The following is a 17,731-nucleotide window of genomic DNA, read 5'->3' on the forward strand; positions in this document are numbered from 1 at the left end:
GTGTTAATCCTCCTTCAAATCCTCATCATTAGCCCGTCTGAGCGGCCAGCCTCATAATGCTTTGTTCTGTCGCGTCTTTGCCGTCGAGGATACCCGTTGCGCGGCCCTCCGACATAACCATAATCCGGTCCGACATACCAATAAGCTCCGGCATTTCAGACGAAATCATAATGATGCTCTTCCCTTGCTTCGCAAGATCGATAATGATCTGGTAAATCTCGTATTTGGCGCCGATATCGATGCCGCGTGTCGGCTCGTCCAGCAGCAGAATGTCCGGATCCGTCAACAGCCAGCGGGCGAGAAGCACCTTCTGCTGGTTACCGCCCGACAGGTTGCGGATCAGCTGGTTGACCGAAGGCGTCTTGGTTCTGAACTTCTCGACGCCTTTTTTCGCTTCAACGCGCATTTTCGATTCGTTCAAGAGGCCAAACGGCCCTTTGTACAAACCAAGGTTGGCGATCGCCGTATTCTCGGTAATGTTGAGCACCGGGAAAATACCGGTTACGCGTCGTTCCTCCGTCAATAGCGCAATCTTATGCTTTTTCGCATCGATCGGTGATTTGATCGTTATTTGCTTGCCGTCTTTGTAGATCGCGCCGGATTTCACGGAACGAAGTCCGAACAAAGCTTCGATCAATTCCGTACGCTGAGCGCCGACAAGGCCGCCAACACCAAGAATCTCGCCTTTGCGAAGCTCGAAGCTTACGTCTTTGAAGGATTTTGGATTAATGGACGTCAGGCCTTCGACCTTCATCATCACTTCCCCAGGTACGTTTGTACGCTCAGGGAAACGTTCGGACAAATCGCGGCCGACCATCCGCTGAATGATCATGTCGATCGTCAGCTCCTTGGATTCCCAAGTGCCGATATATTTGCCGTCGCGCATAATCGTTACGTCATCCGAGATCCGCAAGATCTCTTCCATTTTGTGGGAAATATAAATAATGGCTACGCCGCGTGCACGCAGCTTGTTAATTATCGCGAACAATTGCTCAACCTCGTTGCCCGTCAAGGAAGAAGTAGGCTCGTCCATGACGATGACTCTCGAGTTGAACGACACGGCTTTCGCAATTTCGAGCGATTGAATTTTGGACACCGACAATTCGCCGACAAGCTGGTTCGGATCAATGTCCATGTTCAAATCTTCAAACAAGGCGACTGTGTCTTTGTACATCTTTTTATGGTCAATAAACCGCAGCGGACGAACGCCCGTCATCGGAAATCTGCCAAGCCAAATGTTCTCCATCACGCTGCGCTGAGGCACCGGATGAAGCTCCTGGTGAATCATGGATACGCCGCTGTTCAGGGCGTCCTTCGAGCTTTTAATGTCTGCCTTTTGTCCATCGAGGAAAATCTCGCCCGCGTCCGGATGATAAATCCCGAACAAGCATTTCATTAGTGTTGATTTGCCCGCGCCGTTCTCGCCCATCAAGGCGTGAACCGTACCCGGCCGAACCTTCAGCGTTACGTTGTCAAGCGCTTTAACGCCAGGGAACGTCTTCGTAATATTGTTCATCTCAAGCAAATAAGGATGCTGCTCTGCCATTAATATAGCCTCCTTTAATCCGGCTCCCATCCAAGAAGCAAGGTACAAAAAAAACAGGGGGCGACGGAAGTGCGGTTGTCGCTCCCTGTTTTGTTTCGTTATTTTTATTTTTCTGATGCGGTGTTCGTGTCTATGCGATTACTTCGCGGACTCTTGCGTTACCTTTTGGTAAGGGATCCAAACGTACTTGCCGTCCGTGATGTCGTAGCCCGTGTTTTCTTTCGTAGGCGTTTCGCCTGCTGCCAGAACCTTCATCAGCATAACGGTTGCTTTGCCTTGGTTTTCGGCATCGTTCAGAACCGTACCAAGCATCGTGCCGTCTTTCAGAGCTTGCATGGCAGGGTCCGTTGCGTCAACGCCTACAACCGGCATTTTCTTGTCGCCTTTGAAGTAGCCAGCCGCTTTCAGAGCCTCGATTGCGCCAAGAGCCATGTCATCGTTGTTTGCGATAACCGCTTCGATCTTGTCGCCATGGGAACCAAGGAAGGCTGCCATTTTCTCTTGGCCTTTAACGCGGTCCCACATTGCTGTATCTTCCGCCAGCTTTTGAACCTTGATGCCAGCGTCTTCGATAGCTTGTACGGAGAACTTCGTGCGAAGCTCGGCATCTTGGTGGCCCGGCTCGCCTTTCAGCATAACGTACTGCAGAACGCCGTCGCCGTTTTTGTCGGCTTCAGGATGCGATTTCCAGTAGTCGGCAATGATTTCGCCTTCCATTGTGCCGGACTCTTCCGCTTTCGCGCCTACGAAGAACGCTTTGTCCCATTTCGCCAGATCGTCTGCCAGCGGCTCGCGGTTGATGAATACGACCGGAATGTCGGCTTTTTGCGCTTTGTCGATGATTACGCCAGCTGCCGTACGGTCAACCGGGTTAATCGCCATTGCTTTTACTTTTTTCGTGATGAACAAGTCAACTTTATCGTTCTGAGTCGGCTGGGAATTCTGGCTGTCAACGATATCGACCTTCACGTTGCCTTCAGCCGCTTTGCTGATCGCGTTGCGCACGCCGCTCATAAATGTGTCGTCAAATTTGTAAATCGCCACACCCGTTTTAGGAAGGCTTCCGCCGCCGGAACCGCCGTTATTCGAGTTCGAGCAACCTGCTGCCGTAAGTGCCATTGCTCCCGCAACGAGAGCCACTGTCCATTTTTTCATCTCTGTAATACCCCCCGAGTGAATTAAGTAATGCGAGCTTGCCGTATTGTTTGCTTGCTGCATCCTTATTATGTCGAAATTTGAAATGGATTCGAATCTAATATTCTCATCTTTTTTATTAATATTCTCATCAGTTTCTAATCATTGCACGACAGGGAACAACAGCTTCTGGTTGTCCTTCCAGAACATGTTTTTCTTGTCGATCAGCTTGTTTCGAATCTCGACACGGGATGGGACTTTATGACCAAGGGCGGCTTCCATTGCATATTTCATGCCGAGATACCCCATACTGAAAGGATTTTGTACGATAAGCTTCTGAAGCTGATTCTCCTGCAGCAGCTCCAGCAGCTCCGGCGAGCTGTCAAAGCCGATAAGCTTGATCCGGTCGGCTGCCTGCTCGTTCCTCAGCTCCTTCGCCGCGCCAATCGAGGCTTCCGTATTTAGCGCAATGATGCCGTCCAGCTGACGCTTATGCAGCTCCACTGCTACGGCGTTGCTGCAAACGTCATGATCGCCGCTGCATGGCACCTGGTCGACAATGCGGATATTCGGATATCTGGCGGCAGCATCAATAATCCCCTGGGCTCTAAGCCTGCCGTTAATCCCTCCTGCCGCATGGGAGACTATGGCGATTTCGCCTTGCCTTCCGAGCTGTTCGGCCAATTCGCGGAGTGCTTCCCCGCCCGCCTCGTAGTTGTCCATGCCGATATACGATCTCGTCTTCCCCGAAGTGAGCACGCTGTCGATGGCAATAACCGGAATATGCCGTTCGGCCGCTTCTTTCAGGAATGGGGCAAACAGCTCGTCATCGCTGGCGGCAAGCACAATCGCATCCGGCTTTGCTGCAAGCGCCTGCCTTGCGGCCTGCATCTGCCCGTCAGCATCCGTCTCATCGTGCGAAGCGGTCGTATACATCGTAATGCCGAATTCCTTGACCGCAGCTTGTGCGCCAAGCATGACATTTTCCCAGTAATCGCCTTCGCTTGACCGCAAAATAACTTGAATGGCGATATCGGAAGGCTTCTTCTTCCTCTCCAGAAATCCGGGGTTAAACGCCGAAATCAGGAGAGCCAGGGCAGAAACCGCTAGCAGTATGCCAACAATCATTCTTTGTCTCCGGCTCATTCCCCCTGCTCCCTCCCTTCCGCCTGCTTCAATTCCATCGCCGGGAAACGAATCGTAACGGTCGTCCCTTCCTCAAGCTCGCTTTCGAACCGCAGGCCATACGTCGGTCCGTAAAACAAACGGATCCGCTCCTGCACGTTCATCACGCCCACTCCCGAGCCCTTGGAGCTGGTCACTTGACCGTCGTTCACCTGCTTCAGCCGCTCCTCGCTCATGCCAAGACCGTTGTCCCTTACTTCAATCACGATATCCCGGCCGTCCAGCTTAGCGTTAATCCGAATATGACCTTTATCAACCGAAGGCTCGATACCGTGGACAAGAGCGTTCTCAATGAGGGGCTGAACGATTAGCTTCAGAGTGGCGTAAGTCAAGACTTCCTCATCCGCCTCAATCGAAAAATCGAACTTGTTCTTAAACCTCATCTGCTGAATAACGAGGTAGTTCCGGGCATGCTCAAGCTCATCGGCTATCGTAATGACGCTTTTCCCTTTGCCAAGACTAATTCTGAAGAGCCTCGATAAGGAGGTAATCATCGTGGTCACTTCCTCGTTCTTGTTCATCCCGACCATGCGCACAACCGAATTCAGGGTATTGTATAGAAAATGCGGGTTAATCTGGGCCTGCAAAGCCTCAAGCTCATAGGTACGTTTGCTCTCCTGCTCGGTGACGATCTGCTTCATCAGCTTCTTGATCGTGCCGATCATAATGTTAAACCGGTCAGCCAGCTGCCGGACCTCGAGCGGTCCTTCTCCTATGGCCGTCTGCTCGAAATGGCCATGCTCCACATTTTTCATGGACAGCTCCAGCTGCTTGATGGGCTTTGATATCCGCCGCGAGACGATGCTCGACAGCAGCACAACAATAAAAATTAAAGCAAGAAGAAGCTGAAACACGGATCTGTTCAGCTCCGAAATGGAGGTCATGGCTTCATTCCTGTAGGATACGCCTACAACCTTCCAGCCTACGTTGCCGATCGTCTGAACGCTGATGATTTTGGGAGCGCTGGACGTTTTGTCGATATAGCTGCCATACGTATGTTTGAGCGCAAGCTCAACGTTCTCGTTTTTTAGCCCCGCGTAAATAAGCTGCAGCTGGGGGTGGTAAACAATGTTGCCGGCCGACTCGTCCAGAATGTAAACATAGCCCTTCTCGCCTAGACTAACCCTGTCGGATAGCTCGTCAATCGTGTTGAAGTTAACGTCCAGCAGCAGAACGCCTTGGATGGGCTTGCCGTTATGGATAATCGTAATACTCTTGCTGAGCGAAACGACCCATCTGAACTGCTCCTTGTACAGGTTCTGCACATGCGGCAGCGAGATGGATAGATGGCCCGGCGTATCCAGCGCGCTTTGGAACCAGCTTTCGCTTGTTACATCAAGCGCCTTCTTCATCTCGACGGCCGGAAGATCCATAACAAGCTGTCCCTTATCATCAAACAGGGCTAGCGAGACCGTATCCGCGCGGGTAGACATCATTGTCGCCAGCTGCCGGTGCAGACTCTCCGAGTCCACGTCGCCGCTCTGCGTGATGGTATGGTACATCATGTTGAACAGGTCGGACGTTGCCTGCACGTTATTTTCCAGACTGTAGCTGACCTGATCGACAATCTGCTGCGAATTGCGGAAGGCGTTCTCCTCCGCCGTAGCGGCAAACCGGCTGTACAGCACCGTGCTGACGACGATAATAATAAAGACCGAGAATAAGATGAGGGAGACGGACAAAATGTATTGGATGCTTTTGCTGCTCCCGCTCTTCATCTGGAAGACTCCGTTAAGCCGCTTCGGTATTCCTTGGCGGATACTCCAGCGTATTTCTTGAAGCAAAGACTGAAATAGTTCGGGTCGGCGAAGCCAACCTTCTCCGCAATCTCGAAGGTCTTCAGCTCGGTCGTTCTCAGGTATTCCTTCGCCGCTTCCATGCGAAGCTGCAGGAGGTAAGCGCCGTAGGTCATCTTCACTTCCTTCTTGAACAAGCTGCTGAAATAGCCCGTGCTAATATGAAGATGAGTGCAGACGACGTTTATCGAGAGCTCGCGGTCGTTGAAATGGCTTTTCGTAAATTGAATCGCTTCCTCTACGATATGCTTATACGAATGCTGCCTGCGGCTTGCAATCCGGCTGCGCACCTTGCCGCACAGCTCCGTGAACCAGGCTTTTGTCTCGTTCAGCGTATTCAGCTTCTGGTATTGATCCAATATGCCAACCGCAAAGATAGGGTCCTTGTCCGTACCGTCGTCGATCATTTTGGAAAGCTTGATAATAGCCGTTACCATTTCCAGCAGATAATGCTCGAAGTTATGCACCGGCACCGGCGCTTGCACGCGCGCGAGATCGTCAAAGAGCTCATCGATGACATCGGTCAGCTCCTGCTCAGTCCCCACCTTGATGGACCGAACGAGATTCTGCTCCTTCCACTCGTCAAAGATCAGCCTCTCCTGCACGCGTTCTTCCATATCGTCGATGCAAATAATTTGGTTGATTCCGAGAATTCTGCGGTAATCGAGCGCCACCTCCGCCGCTTCATACGAATACTTCAAGCCGCGGATATCCCGGGTAAACCTCCCGACTCCAATCATGACGGGAAGCTTCAGGAATCTTTCAATGCTCTGCAAAATTTCTTTCAACGCGTCCTGGGTAGCCTCCATTACTTCTTCGTCCTGGCCCCCTGTGCTAACCGTAAACAGGACAACCTGGTCCTGGTGAATAAACACTCTGCCCAGTTTGTGTCTGGACCAGATCTCGCTTGCGATGTTCGTAATGGAAAACAGCTTCAGATCAAGATCCTTGATCGAGGAGACCGCATGAAGAGGGTCAAGCTCCTCTTCCGGCTTGTCCGAATGGAGTACGGAGATTACCGAGACCACATAACCTTCGCCCTCCAGCTCCATGCCGTATTTATCCGCTTTTTCCCGGATGCTTGCCAGCGACTGATGCCTCGTTATTAAGGAAGACAGGAACTTTTCGCGGACGATCGGCAGCGTCATGCGGTAATGCTCCTGCAAGAGCTCGACGTTGTTGCGCATCTCCCTCTCTTCATCCATCCGGCGCTTCACTTGAAGCACCGTTTCCGTCAACTGGCTCCCCGAGAACGGCTTAAGCACGTAAGCCTCCACCTGCAGATTAATGGCCTGCTTGGCATATTCAAATTCGTCATGCCCGGTCAGAATGACGACACGGGTAATGGGATACATTTTTTTTACCCAATCGGCAAGCTCGAGGCCGTTCATATAGGGCATGCTAATATCGGTAATGAGCACATCCGGCTCCATTTTTTCAACAAGCTCCGTCGCTTCTTTCCCGTTCCCGGCGGTCTTCACCTCAGAGAAGCCGCAGCTCTCCCAGTCAATCTCCATCATGAGGCCTTCCGTTACTTCCGGTTCGTCATCAACAAGCAGAAGTTTATACATGACGTCTGTTTCCTCCTTCATCAAACCAGTACTCATTTTGCCACAAATAAAAAGACGATAACATTAAATTTATCGAAAATTGTAGGCAGTAAAAGCGTAATGACCATAATAAGCCTAATTTGCTCTGTTTTACAAGCATTTACGACCATTCACGGCTTCTGCTCTTGTAGCCAATGTTTGTCCGATATGATAAACTCAAAGGTATGACATTACATGGGAGGGACTAGCATGGCGCCTAAGAAAATGAGATCAGACATGATCAAAAAAGGATTTGACCGCGCACCTCACCGCAGTCTTCTGCGGGCAGCAGGCGTAAAAGAAGAAGATTTCGGCAAACCGTTTATCGCGGTTTGTAACTCCTATATCGATATCATTCCGGGTCATGTCCATTTGCAGGAGTTCGGCAAACTGGTTAAAGAAGCAATTCGCGAAGCGGGCGGCGTGCCGTTCGAATTCAATACAATCGGCGTAGACGACGGAATCGCGATGGGTCACATCGGGATGCGTTATTCCCTTGCTAGCCGCGAGATTATTGCGGACTCCATAGAAACAGTAGTTAACGCGCACTGGTTCGACGGTATGGTCTGCATTCCTAACTGCGACAAAATTACGCCTGGCATGATGATGGGTGCCCTTCGTGTTAACATCCCAACCATGCTCGTAAGCGGCGGACCAATGAAAGCCGGCAGAACATCCGACGGCCGTGCAATCTCCCTGACTAGCGTATTTGAAGGCGTAGGCCAATATATCGCTGGCACAATTGATGAAGTAGGTCTTACTGAATTGGAACAATTCGGTTGTCCGACTTGCGGATCTTGCTCCGGCATGTTTACTGCAAACTCGATGAACTGTCTGGCAGAAGGTCTTGGCCTTGCAATGCCAGGTAACGGTACGATCCTTGCTGTATCGCCCGAGCGTAAAGAGTTCGTTAAAGAATCGGCTCGCCAGCTGATGAAACTGATCGAACTTGGCATCAAACCACGTGATATCGTGACAAAAGAAACAATCGACAACGCATTTGCTCTTGATATGGCTTTGGGCGGTTCTACAAATACCGTTCTGCATACGCTTGCTATTGCGCATGAAGCCGGTATCGAGTATCCAATCGAACGCATTAACGAAATTGCAGAACGCGTTCCGCATCTTGCTAAAATTGCTCCAGCATCCGATTACCACATCGAAGATGTTCATGTTGCAGGCGGCGTAAGCGCCGTTCTTAATGAGCTGCTCAAAAAAGATGGCGCATTGGATGGTTCGCGTATAACTGTTACTGGTAAAACCCTTCGGGAGAATGTTGAAGGCTGTGAAATCCTAGATACAGATGTTCTCCGCACGATCGATAACCCGCATAGCGAACGCGGCGGCTTGGCTGTATTGTTCGGCAACCTGGCTCCAGGCGGCTCGATCGTTAAAGTCGGCGCTATTGACAAATCGGTTGGCGGCTACCATAAAGGTCCAGCGATCTGCTTCGACTCCCAAGACGATGCACTTGCCGGCATCGCCGGCGGCAAAGTGAAAGAAGGTCATGTAGTCGTTATCCGCTACGAAGGTCCTAAAGGCGGTCCTGGCATGCCAGAGATGCTTGCTCCAACTTCGCAAATCGTCGGCATGGGTCTTGGCACTAAAGTCGGCCTGATCACCGACGGTCGTTTCTCCGGCGCATCCCGCGGCATCAGCATCGGCCACGTATCTCCGGAAGCGGCAGAAGGCGGTCCGATCGCCTTCGTTCAAGACGGCGACATCATTGAACTTGATATGAACAACCGTGGAATTAACCTTCTCATCAGCGACGAAGAGATGGAAAAACGCCGTGCCGCATGGCCTGGCTTCGAACCGAAAATCAAACGCGGCTACCTGGCTCGCTACTCGCACCTTGTTACGAATGCTAGTACGGGCGGCGTAATGAAGATGTAGTTCGCAGAAATTGTGGAGCAGCTCCTTTGGGGGCTGCTTTTCTTATTTTTTGGTTTGTTTTGTAGCGCCACAGCACTCCGCAGACGTATATCTCTTCCGATCGCTGTTGGTTCCGGATTCCTCTGATTCAACTTTTAGCAAAGTTGGAATCCGGTAACCAAAGGCGAACGCTCCGCTTCTCCAGAGATATACGTCTGCTCCGTTGGAGCAAACGGCAGCAGCAGAGGCGACGTCGCTGACTCCACATTCTGCTCCCTGGGGGAGAGTGTAATGTGCCTGATGACCCGGGCACAGGTGAATATCAGGCTGTTGCGCCTCCCTGTCGGAGAACCAACCCAATCCAACCACCCTAAACACTCAACGCCTCCTAACGGTAGTCGTTCCAGTAACATTTGCATCAGATCCTCTAGTTCATGCTATAGCTCTACAATAGCTGCGTTTGGGCTAGGTTAGGGTAGAAGAAAAAGGGACAAAAAAGCCAGGCAGTCATTGACTGCCCGGCTACTGTTAAATAACTGATGGGTTGCTGTCCAGTTCGGAAGCATCCGAATTTTCTGGGGAAGGAGCCGATTTTGCGGCGGCCACTTCTTGATGAAGCTTTACCGGTTTGGTCGAGGAGGCATGCGCACCGTTTACGGCGAACATAAGAAGCTGCTCCAGCGGCATCAACAGCATATGGGGCTTGATGGAATCCCGCTTTGCTTTGCCTCTTGCATTGCGCTGCTTATTGGTAAGAACGCTTGTAAGAATTTTCAAGTATATCCGGGTTGACCGCGCGAACATGCCTTCCGGAAGCGGCTCCACCTGGAAGCCTAACCGGTCCGCGCCGCGATGGATCATGGTCACGCCATAGACCGCTCGCACGCCTTCGACCTCAGGGTCCTTAGCGAGCGTTCTCGCCAAAACCGGCAATGCCTGTTCCATTTCCCGGAGCAGCCGAATTCCCGTCGCTAACGGAGAACCCGACTGCAAAGCAATCGAAGAAAGCATTTTGTTGTCGAAATGCAGCTCAACAATCTTGTCGCCGTTCTTCAAGAAGCCGTTATCCGCCAGCTTAATGGGCTCACCATGATATTTGATAACTCGGTAATGAAAGGCCGAGTCTGCTCCCCCAACGTTTTTCAGCCGGAAAACAACGTGGTACAGCTTCTCGTAGAGCAGCCATGCTCCAACCAGCGCGTTCTTCAACACAGACCGTTTCGGCGTTCTCTCTGTCAATTTCATCATCTCCGCTATGCCGACAAACCGAAAGCCCCGCTTCGTCGCTTCTTCCATGTAAGCTTCAAGAGCAATCAGCATATTGGCCGGTGCTGTTGGATCCGCTCCCGGCGTGCGTCCGCAGTCGTGCAGCAGCAATACTTCTCCGGGATGCATCTTTTTCATCATTTTTTGCTTAAGTCGCTCTGCGCCAAGCTTAACGTTCCAATCGCCAAAAATGGCCGACCACAAAATGATTTGCATTTTATGGCGGTTCATGAAATCGAATACGTTAACGATCCCCCAAGGCGGCCGATAAAAAGCGGAACGGATTCCTATGGCCTCCCGTATTACGTCTGAGGTACGATCGATCTGGGCGCGAACGGTCTTGGGCCTCATAAACCAGTTGGTTTTATGAACATAATTATGAATACCGACGACATGACCTTCCTCTTGCATTCTCCGCAGAATTTCCGGATGCTTCTCTGCATGTGAGCCTACTACGAAAAACGTGGCTTTCGCCTTATAACGGGCAAGCAGATCAAGCAGCTGGGGCGTATATTCAGGATCCGGACCATCATCGAACGTTAAAGCGATCTCGCTTGTGACACGGCCTTTCTTGAATACACGAAATCCGAAAACACGGCTGATAAGCGCAGGGATAAAGGCATACAAGGACAAGAAGTAAAATGCCCAAAGCAGCAATTGTAACATTTTGTATTCCCCACCGTTTATGAAAGTTATAAACACGATACCTTTAATTGTACCATATGAGCATTAATTATAGGCATCGTTTTAAAAATTATAGTACAATCACAACAGGGATTTGATTCCTGTACGAGAGGAGATTATTGTATGCTTCCGTTTTACAAGAAATACTGGCGTACCGCATTCGACATAGCGCTTATTGCCCTTACGGTCTATCTGGTGATGTTCGCCTTCAGCTACCTTTACAAGATCGCAACGCCTATTTTCTTTGCCTTTGTGATTTACCTGTTCATCGAGCCGCTGGCTAGGTGGCTCAACAAGATCGGGATCAAAAAATCGATTGCTTCCGGCATATCGGTGCTCGTGTTCTCCCTAATTATTATCGGCATTTTTTCCGGACTAGCCTATATTATTACGAGCCAAGGCACCGACTTCATCAAGGTGAAACTGCCGCAATACCAACAGCTGTTCAAAGAACAGGTGCAGGACGATTCAAGCGTCTTCCAGCAAAAGCTCAAAGCTCTGCCTCCCGAATGGGTGGAAAAAATTACCGAATACATAAACGGGGCAACGGAATATTTGCCGAAGCTGGCCAATATTATTTTCACCGGATTGATCGGATATATTTCCTCGTTCTCCACCTTTATATTCAACTTCGTTATCGGGATTATTCTGGCCTACTTCCTGAGCATCGAGATTAAAGTATGGAAGATAACCGCCAACAACAAGACGCCCAATACGTTCAAGAAAGCTTTCTTCTTCCTTAGAGAAAATGTATTTAAAGGTATCGGAGCTTATGTGAAGGCTCAGGCAAAAATGATGAGTATTACGTTCCTCGTTATTTTCGCGGCGCTGCTTGTTCTTAGAGTGGAGAATGCTTTCGCCATATCCTTTACGGCCGGGATCTTCGACGTATTGCCGCTTCTTGGCGTCAGTACGCTGTTTATCCCTTGGATCATTTATTTGTTCCTGGTTGGTCAAACCTCGCTTGCCGTATGGCTGTCGGTATTGTTAGTTGCCGTTGTGCTGACTCGCCATATCGTGGAGCCTAAAATCACGGGCGATACGCTTGGCGTATCCGCCTTCACGATGCTGTCGTGCATGATCGTATCGCTGCATTTGTTCGGCGTTGCAGGCGTTATCCTGTCGCCAATCATTATTATTCTGATCAAGGCGCTGTACGAGCAAGGCTTCTTCCACCGCTGGATCCGCACGCCGCAGGGCGAATATGACGTCAATCCGTTCCCGGCAGCTGCCGAGGAGGAAATCGATAGCAATCAACGTTCAACGGGCGTATAAAGCGAGAATATCCATTACGCCGCGAAAAAGCGCCGTCGCCTGGTTGCTGCTGCCCGGCGGACGATTCTCCGCCAGCACCGCAACCGCATAACGGGGCTTCCGGGCCGGACCGTATCCCGTGAACCATTGGTTCACGCGGGGCGCTCCGGCCTTTGTTATTTCCGCGGTACCGGATTTGCCGGCTACCGCCCACGCACCCTCCCGGATCGACCGCCCTGTCCCATGGTCGACAACCATCTCCATGCCGCGAAGCAGCTTGCGCGCGGTGGCCGGGCGAATTCGGCCGTCCTCCGCCGGAGCGCTCTTCGCGGGCATAGTAACCATCCGCTGGCCGTTGGCATAGCGGATTTCCCGGACGAGGCGCGGCTCCATTACGCGCCCGTGGTTTAGCAGCGTAACGACCAGATTCGCCGCCTGCAGCGGCGTCATCAATACATCACGCTGCCCAATGGCGGATTGCGCCATGACGCCGCCATCCGTCTTTACACTGGCCAAAGCCGGGAATAACCGCCCGGCTTCCTCTTCCCCAAGCAGCCGGAGCGGATGACGGAACGGACCAAAGGCCCGTTCCGAATGCCAGCCGGCTGGCTTCCCGATCCCAAGAGCAGCTGCCGTTCGCTGCAGCTGCTCCGCGCTTAACCGCTCGGCGATCGTCGCGAATACAATATTGCAGGACTGCGCGAGTCCCTCCTGCAGCGTGAGCGTGCCATGCCCCCCCTCTTTCCAGCAGGACAAGCCGTATTTGCCGTATTCCCCATTGCAAGTAAAACGCTCCTTCTCGTTTGTCACTCCCGCTTCCAGGGCAGCGGCCTCCGTAACCAGCTTAAAGATGGAGCCCGGAACAGCCGCTTGAATCGCATGATTGGCCCATTCCTTCTCATTGTCCAGCTGCAGCGGCTCCATCTGCGGCCGAGAGATCATTGCCACAATGTCTCCATTGTTCGCGTCCAGAACAACAACCGCCCCTTCCTTCAGCGGTATGGCATCGATATAAGCTTCAATCCTGTTCTGCAGCTCAAGGTCAAGCGTTGTCTGTACTTGAAGCGGATAATACGGATTTCCCGGTCCCGTAACCCGATAATTCAGCCCCAGCAGCGGCCCCTTGTTGCCGTCCGTAAAATAAGAGACGGATGTAGCGCCGGCGCCATGAAGCAGATCATCCAGCGACTTTTCAAGACCCGAACCGCCTATCAGCTCATTGATTTTCCGTTTACCCGACACTAGCTCCTTCGAATACGCCAATTCAAGATGCTCGGGATGCTGGCTGATATAGCCAATCGCCTGTTTGGCGGCAAATGCCGTTAAATACCGGTTCCGGTAAGGCAATGCCCTTACTCCGTTCAAGTGAAGCTGAGTCAGCTTCTGAAGCTGCTTGTCCGATAAACGGTAAGGCAGCTTCTCCTTCCCTTTATGCCAGAAGGATGGCTCCCGCAGCTCCTGCCACCGGCTCACCAGCTCACTTTCCGTTACATTCAGAATCGCGGCTAGCTGCCGGGCATTCCGATGCCAGTTCTGTTCCGCTTCAGGATCTTCAAACTGCGTATTCACGGGAACGGGAAATAAGGCAAGCGTATAATACGTCTCCCCCGTAATGGATCTATTATTCCGGTCTACGAAATCTCCCCGGCCTGAATCCAGCACGAGATTCCGTTCACGCTGCATAACCGACATCCGCTTCCAGCTGGTTCGGCCCATGGCGGCAGCGGCGTTCTTATGCCCGTAGCCCGGGGTCAGTTGCAGCCAAGCAAGCCTAGCGATAAACCCGGACAAAATAAATACAAATAATAACCCGATTACGGCAATACGTCTTTTCATGTAAGGCGCCTCCAGTCATTAGACATTATCGCCCTTCCGAAGCACAAAAAAACCGTCCAAACGGATCTTTCATCCATTTGGACGGCTGCATGATTAATCGATTTTGAAACGGGACAACGACTCCTTCAGACCGCGGGATACGGCGTCCAGCTTCTCGGACAGGTTAACCAGCCCGTTGCTGATGCTAAGCTGCTCGGTGCTGAGCGACGCGACCTCTTCGGAAGTAGCCGAGGACTGCTGAGCTACCGCGCTCACATTCACCATTGCCTCCGTTAACACCACTTGCGATTGATCCAGCATGGTGATCGAATTCGTTACCGAATCGAGCTTCTGCACGAATTGCCCCATTTGGTTCTGCACCGTCAGGAACAGCTGGTTTGCTTCTTTAACCGAACCGATCTGCTCCTGGAACAGCGGGTACGCATCCGACAATACCGTCACCGTCTCTTCGATCTGCGTCATAATCGTCTCCGTAATCTGGCCTACGACATCGATCGATTGACGGGATTGATCCGCCAGCTTACGGATCTCGTCGGCGACGACCATAAAACCTTTTCCTGCCGCTCCGGCCCGTGCCGCTTCAATGGTTGCGTTCAGCGAGAGGATATTCGTCTGCTTCGTCAGATTGTTCAGTACATCCAGAATTTTAACGATAGACCCCGTGCTAAGCTTGAGGCTGTCCACCTTCTCTACCATGGAACGGGTCATTTCTTCCGTCATGCCCGTCTTCTGGATAAGAAGACCCATATACGCCGTACCTTGCTGGCTGGCCTTCTCCACTTCGCCGGCAGATTCAACCATATGACCGGTTGCTTCCATGACCGACTTCATTTGATGATTGATATTGCCTGTCAGATCGCTGCCTCTTTCAGCCTCTACCGCAAGGCTGGACGCGCCGCTTGCGATCTCTTCCGTCGCCACGGAAATCTCTCTTGCCGAGATCGCCGTCTTCTTCGACACATCGGTCAGCTCGCCGGCCGTAGACAATACATCATCGGCGGATTGGGTCGTTTGCTTGGCAAGCGCCGTAATCTGTATCATCATTTTGTTAAAGCTGTCGCCAAGCTGACCGATCTCATCCTGACGATTCGTTATTTTCGAGCGAACGGTCAAATTGCCGCGTTCGCCTTCGTTCATCAGATTGCGCATCGCAATAAGCGGCATAGCGACGGTGCGGATAACCAGCATGCCGATCGCAATCGCAATAAACATCGCAACCAGCGCAATCAGCCAGGTCATTTTGTTAATAACGCCGGCGTCTTTCACAAGCTCGTTAACCGGGATGGTGCCGACCAGTCTCCAGCCGGCCGTATCCAGCGTCTTGAATACGGACAGAACCTCTTCCCCGTCAGTGGACTTCTCTTTCAACGAGCCTTCTTCGTCAATATTCAGCTTCACTACATTTCCTTTGCCGATCAGACTGTTATCCGGGGCTGAGATATACTTGTTGTCGCTGTCCACCAGGTAAATTTTGCTGCCTTCGCCAAGCGAGACGTCTTCATATTGCGCGCGGATATCCTCGAGGTTAAGCTCGAGCAACAGGATATAGGACGCCGCGTTGGTTGTCGTGTTGTTCATTTGCCTGCTGAGACCAATCGACGGCAGCTTGTCCTTTGTGCCAAAACCGGTTGGCTGCGTTTCGATCCAGTTCACGCCGCCCTTAGAGGTTTTCGTCTTCTCGAACCAATCCGATTTCATTAAATCAGGGGCAACGGCCACGGAGGCCGTCCCGTACGTAATCACCGGAAGTTTATCGTCCAGCGGCAGCAAATAAGCGCCGATAATCGCCTTGTTGCTCATCACCGCATTTTGCAGTCGGTCTCCCAAATCCTTCTCTGCCTCAAACAAATCAAAAGCTTCCGTGCTGTCTTCCAGGGTAGAAACCAGCTTATGGAATTCTTTATCGATCATGATCTGCATCGACAGATCCTCATACGTCTTAAGTATAATATCCAAGTTCGCCGAAGCCTGCGCAATCGTCTCGAAGCTTGCGCTTGATACTTTATCTTCAACGATGTTTTTCGCTTTCGAGTAGGCCATTTGACCCACAACCAAGACGCACGCGATAATGCTCACAAAGATAATCAGGAACAGCTTTGTACCTACTGACTTTAATGGGTTGGAGAAAATGGATGTGAATGTCTGCGTTACTTGCTTCGTTGTTTGAGCGGTAACCGCCTGCGCCTTTGATTGCGCTTTCATATTTTGCGGTTTCTCTTTAACTTTTTTAGGTTTGTCCGTTTTCTTCATGCAAGACACCGCCTCTTTATCGTTATGTAGTTTGTCGGTTGGATCGGTCTAGTTCTATTACCCTATTTTGGTATGTACAGTCCTATTATTTTATATCGGTCGGAAAATGTCAATTGATTAGTAGATTTCAAAAACTATTTTTCCCAATAAAAAACAAGGAAGGACATACGTCCTTCCTTGTCGATAATTTCCGCCTTATTTCGCGGCCGTTTCATTGCTTGTTTCGATATTTTTCAGATGCTCTTTGTAGGTCTTGGCAAACAGATGCGTCTGCGAGCCGTCTTTCTTGGTGACGTAATAGAAGTAATCGTTTTTCTCCGGATATAAAGCCGCTTTAATCGAAGCGAGACTTGGGCTTGCGATCGGTCCCGGCGGCAGTCCGTCAATCTTGTACGTGTTGTACGGACTGTCAATCTGCAGATCCTTCTCGTATAACCGTTCCTTTGGCTTATCCAGCAAGTATTGAACGGTCGCGTCGATCTGGAGAGGCATTCCTTTCGTCAGACGGTTATAGATGACGCCGGCCACAATCGGCCGCTCTTCATCGACAACCACCTCCCGCTCGATCAGCGACGCGATCGTGAGCAGCTGATGAAGCGTCAGCTTGCGCTCGGCAAGAACATCCGTCCAGCCCTCGGGCAAGGTATCCAACTTCGTATCCAACTCCGCCATCATCCGCTTGAGAATATCCTCTTCCGTGCTCCCCTTCTTCAGCTCGTAGGTCTCCGGGAACAAATACCCTTCCAGCCGGTGATGAAGCTTATCGTCGGCGGGTATCGATTTTACGGCCTCCGCGCCTTCCCAGCCCGGGGCAGAATCCGCAAGCGCCAGGAATTTTTCCTTGTCGATCAGCTTTTCCTCCGACAGCTTGTCGGCAATCTGAAGCAAAGTGAAGCCTTCCGGAATCGTAAACCGAATCATGGCTTCGGCTACCGTATCCCCGCTGTTTAGCTTTGCGATGATCTCGTCATTCTCCATTCCCGGGCTTAGATCATAGACGCCGGCCTGGAAATGCGAGCCTTCGTTTTTGGCCTTCAAGTAATATTTAAACAAAAAAGAATTCTTGATAATGCCATGCTCCTCCAGCGTATCGGATACCGCAATCGCCGAAGCGCCCTTTGCGATTTCAATTCGGACAGGTTCGCCGGCAGCTGTCGGCTTTAACCCGTTCCAAACATACAAAAAGACACTCCCCGCTCCAATAATAAGGAGAGCCAAGAGTGATAAAACGACCCACAGGGCAATCCGGCCTGCCGATGGTCCTGATTTCGAATGCTGTTGTCTCGATTGCACCAACCGCGTTCCTCCTAAAATGA

The 17,731-nt window shown here is 51.3% G+C and carries 11 protein-coding genes; 2 read left to right on the forward strand and 9 right to left on the reverse strand.

Annotation, left to right across the window (positions count from 1 at the left end):
- Nucleotides 1-28: 28 nt before the first annotated feature.
- From EV294_RS12405 to EV294_RS12425, 5 genes are all read right to left on the reverse strand, one after another.
- Entirely contained in the window at nt 29-1,546 is a 1,518-nt protein-coding gene (locus EV294_RS12405) for a sugar ABC transporter ATP-binding protein (protein ID WP_132307196.1), read from the reverse strand.
- Nucleotides 1,547-1,684: 138 nt separating this feature from the next.
- Nucleotides 1,685-2,701 carry a galactose ABC transporter substrate-binding protein gene (locus EV294_RS12410; RefSeq protein WP_132307197.1) on the reverse strand — a complete coding sequence of 339 codons (1,017 nt, stop codon included), beginning with the start codon at nt 2,699-2,701 and terminating at the stop codon, nt 1,685-1,687.
- Between the two features lie 141 nt (nt 2,702-2,842).
- Complete coding sequence (locus EV294_RS12415; RefSeq protein ID WP_132307198.1) at nt 2,843-3,826, reverse strand: substrate-binding domain-containing protein; 984 nt, start codon at nt 3,824-3,826, stop codon at nt 2,843-2,845.
- Nucleotides 3,823-5,583, reverse strand: coding sequence for a cache domain-containing sensor histidine kinase (locus EV294_RS12420; RefSeq protein WP_132307199.1), 1,761 nt, complete (start codon nt 5,581-5,583; stop codon nt 3,823-3,825). Before EV294_RS12420 ends, EV294_RS12415 begins: the two co-directional genes overlap by 4 nt.
- Nucleotides 5,580-7,232, reverse strand: a complete 1,653-nt coding sequence (locus EV294_RS12425) for a response regulator (RefSeq protein WP_132307200.1) — start codon at nt 7,230-7,232, stop codon at nt 5,580-5,582. Before EV294_RS12425 ends, EV294_RS12420 begins: the two co-directional genes overlap by 4 nt.
- 243 nt (nt 7,233-7,475) lie before the next feature.
- Between EV294_RS12425 and ilvD the strand changes: the two genes are divergently transcribed.
- On the forward strand, nt 7,476-9,146 hold the full coding sequence (ilvD, locus tag EV294_RS12430) for a dihydroxy-acid dehydratase (protein WP_132307998.1): 1,671 nt from the start codon (nt 7,476-7,478) through the stop codon (nt 9,144-9,146).
- Between the two features lie 507 nt (nt 9,147-9,653).
- Here ilvD and EV294_RS12435 read toward each other — a convergent pair.
- The gene (locus EV294_RS12435; RefSeq protein WP_132307201.1) at nt 9,654-11,057 is read right to left on the reverse strand and encodes a polysaccharide deacetylase family protein; all 1,404 of its coding nucleotides are present in this window, start codon (nt 11,055-11,057) and stop codon (nt 9,654-9,656) included.
- A gap of 141 nt (nt 11,058-11,198) precedes the next feature.
- Between EV294_RS12435 and EV294_RS12440 the strand changes: the two genes are divergently transcribed.
- Complete coding sequence (locus tag EV294_RS12440) at nt 11,199-12,350, forward strand: AI-2E family transporter (protein ID WP_132307202.1); 1,152 nt, start codon at nt 11,199-11,201, stop codon at nt 12,348-12,350.
- Here the strand turns inward: EV294_RS12440 and EV294_RS12445 are convergent.
- The 3 genes from EV294_RS12445 to mltG all read right to left on the reverse strand — a co-directional run bounded on the left by EV294_RS12445 (nt 12,336) and on the right by mltG (nt 17,708).
- The gene (locus EV294_RS12445) at nt 12,336-14,165 is read right to left on the reverse strand and encodes a peptidoglycan D,D-transpeptidase FtsI family protein (RefSeq protein WP_132307203.1); all 1,830 of its coding nucleotides are present in this window, start codon (nt 14,163-14,165) and stop codon (nt 12,336-12,338) included. The two genes, EV294_RS12440 and EV294_RS12445, sit on opposite strands and share 15 nt — an antisense overlap.
- Nucleotides 14,166-14,258: 93 nt before the next feature.
- Complete coding sequence (locus EV294_RS12450; RefSeq protein ID WP_243711650.1) at nt 14,259-16,415, reverse strand: methyl-accepting chemotaxis protein; 2,157 nt, start codon at nt 16,413-16,415, stop codon at nt 14,259-14,261.
- A gap of 195 nt (nt 16,416-16,610) precedes the next feature.
- Complete coding sequence (gene mltG / locus EV294_RS12455; protein WP_132307204.1) at nt 16,611-17,708, reverse strand: endolytic transglycosylase MltG; 1,098 nt, start codon at nt 17,706-17,708, stop codon at nt 16,611-16,613.
- Nucleotides 17,709-17,731: the final 23 nt, after the last annotated feature.

Origin of the sequence: Paenibacillus sp. BK033, assembly GCF_004345425.1 — a bacterium.
Taxonomy (GTDB): Bacteria; Bacillota; Bacilli; order Paenibacillales; family Paenibacillaceae; genus Pristimantibacillus.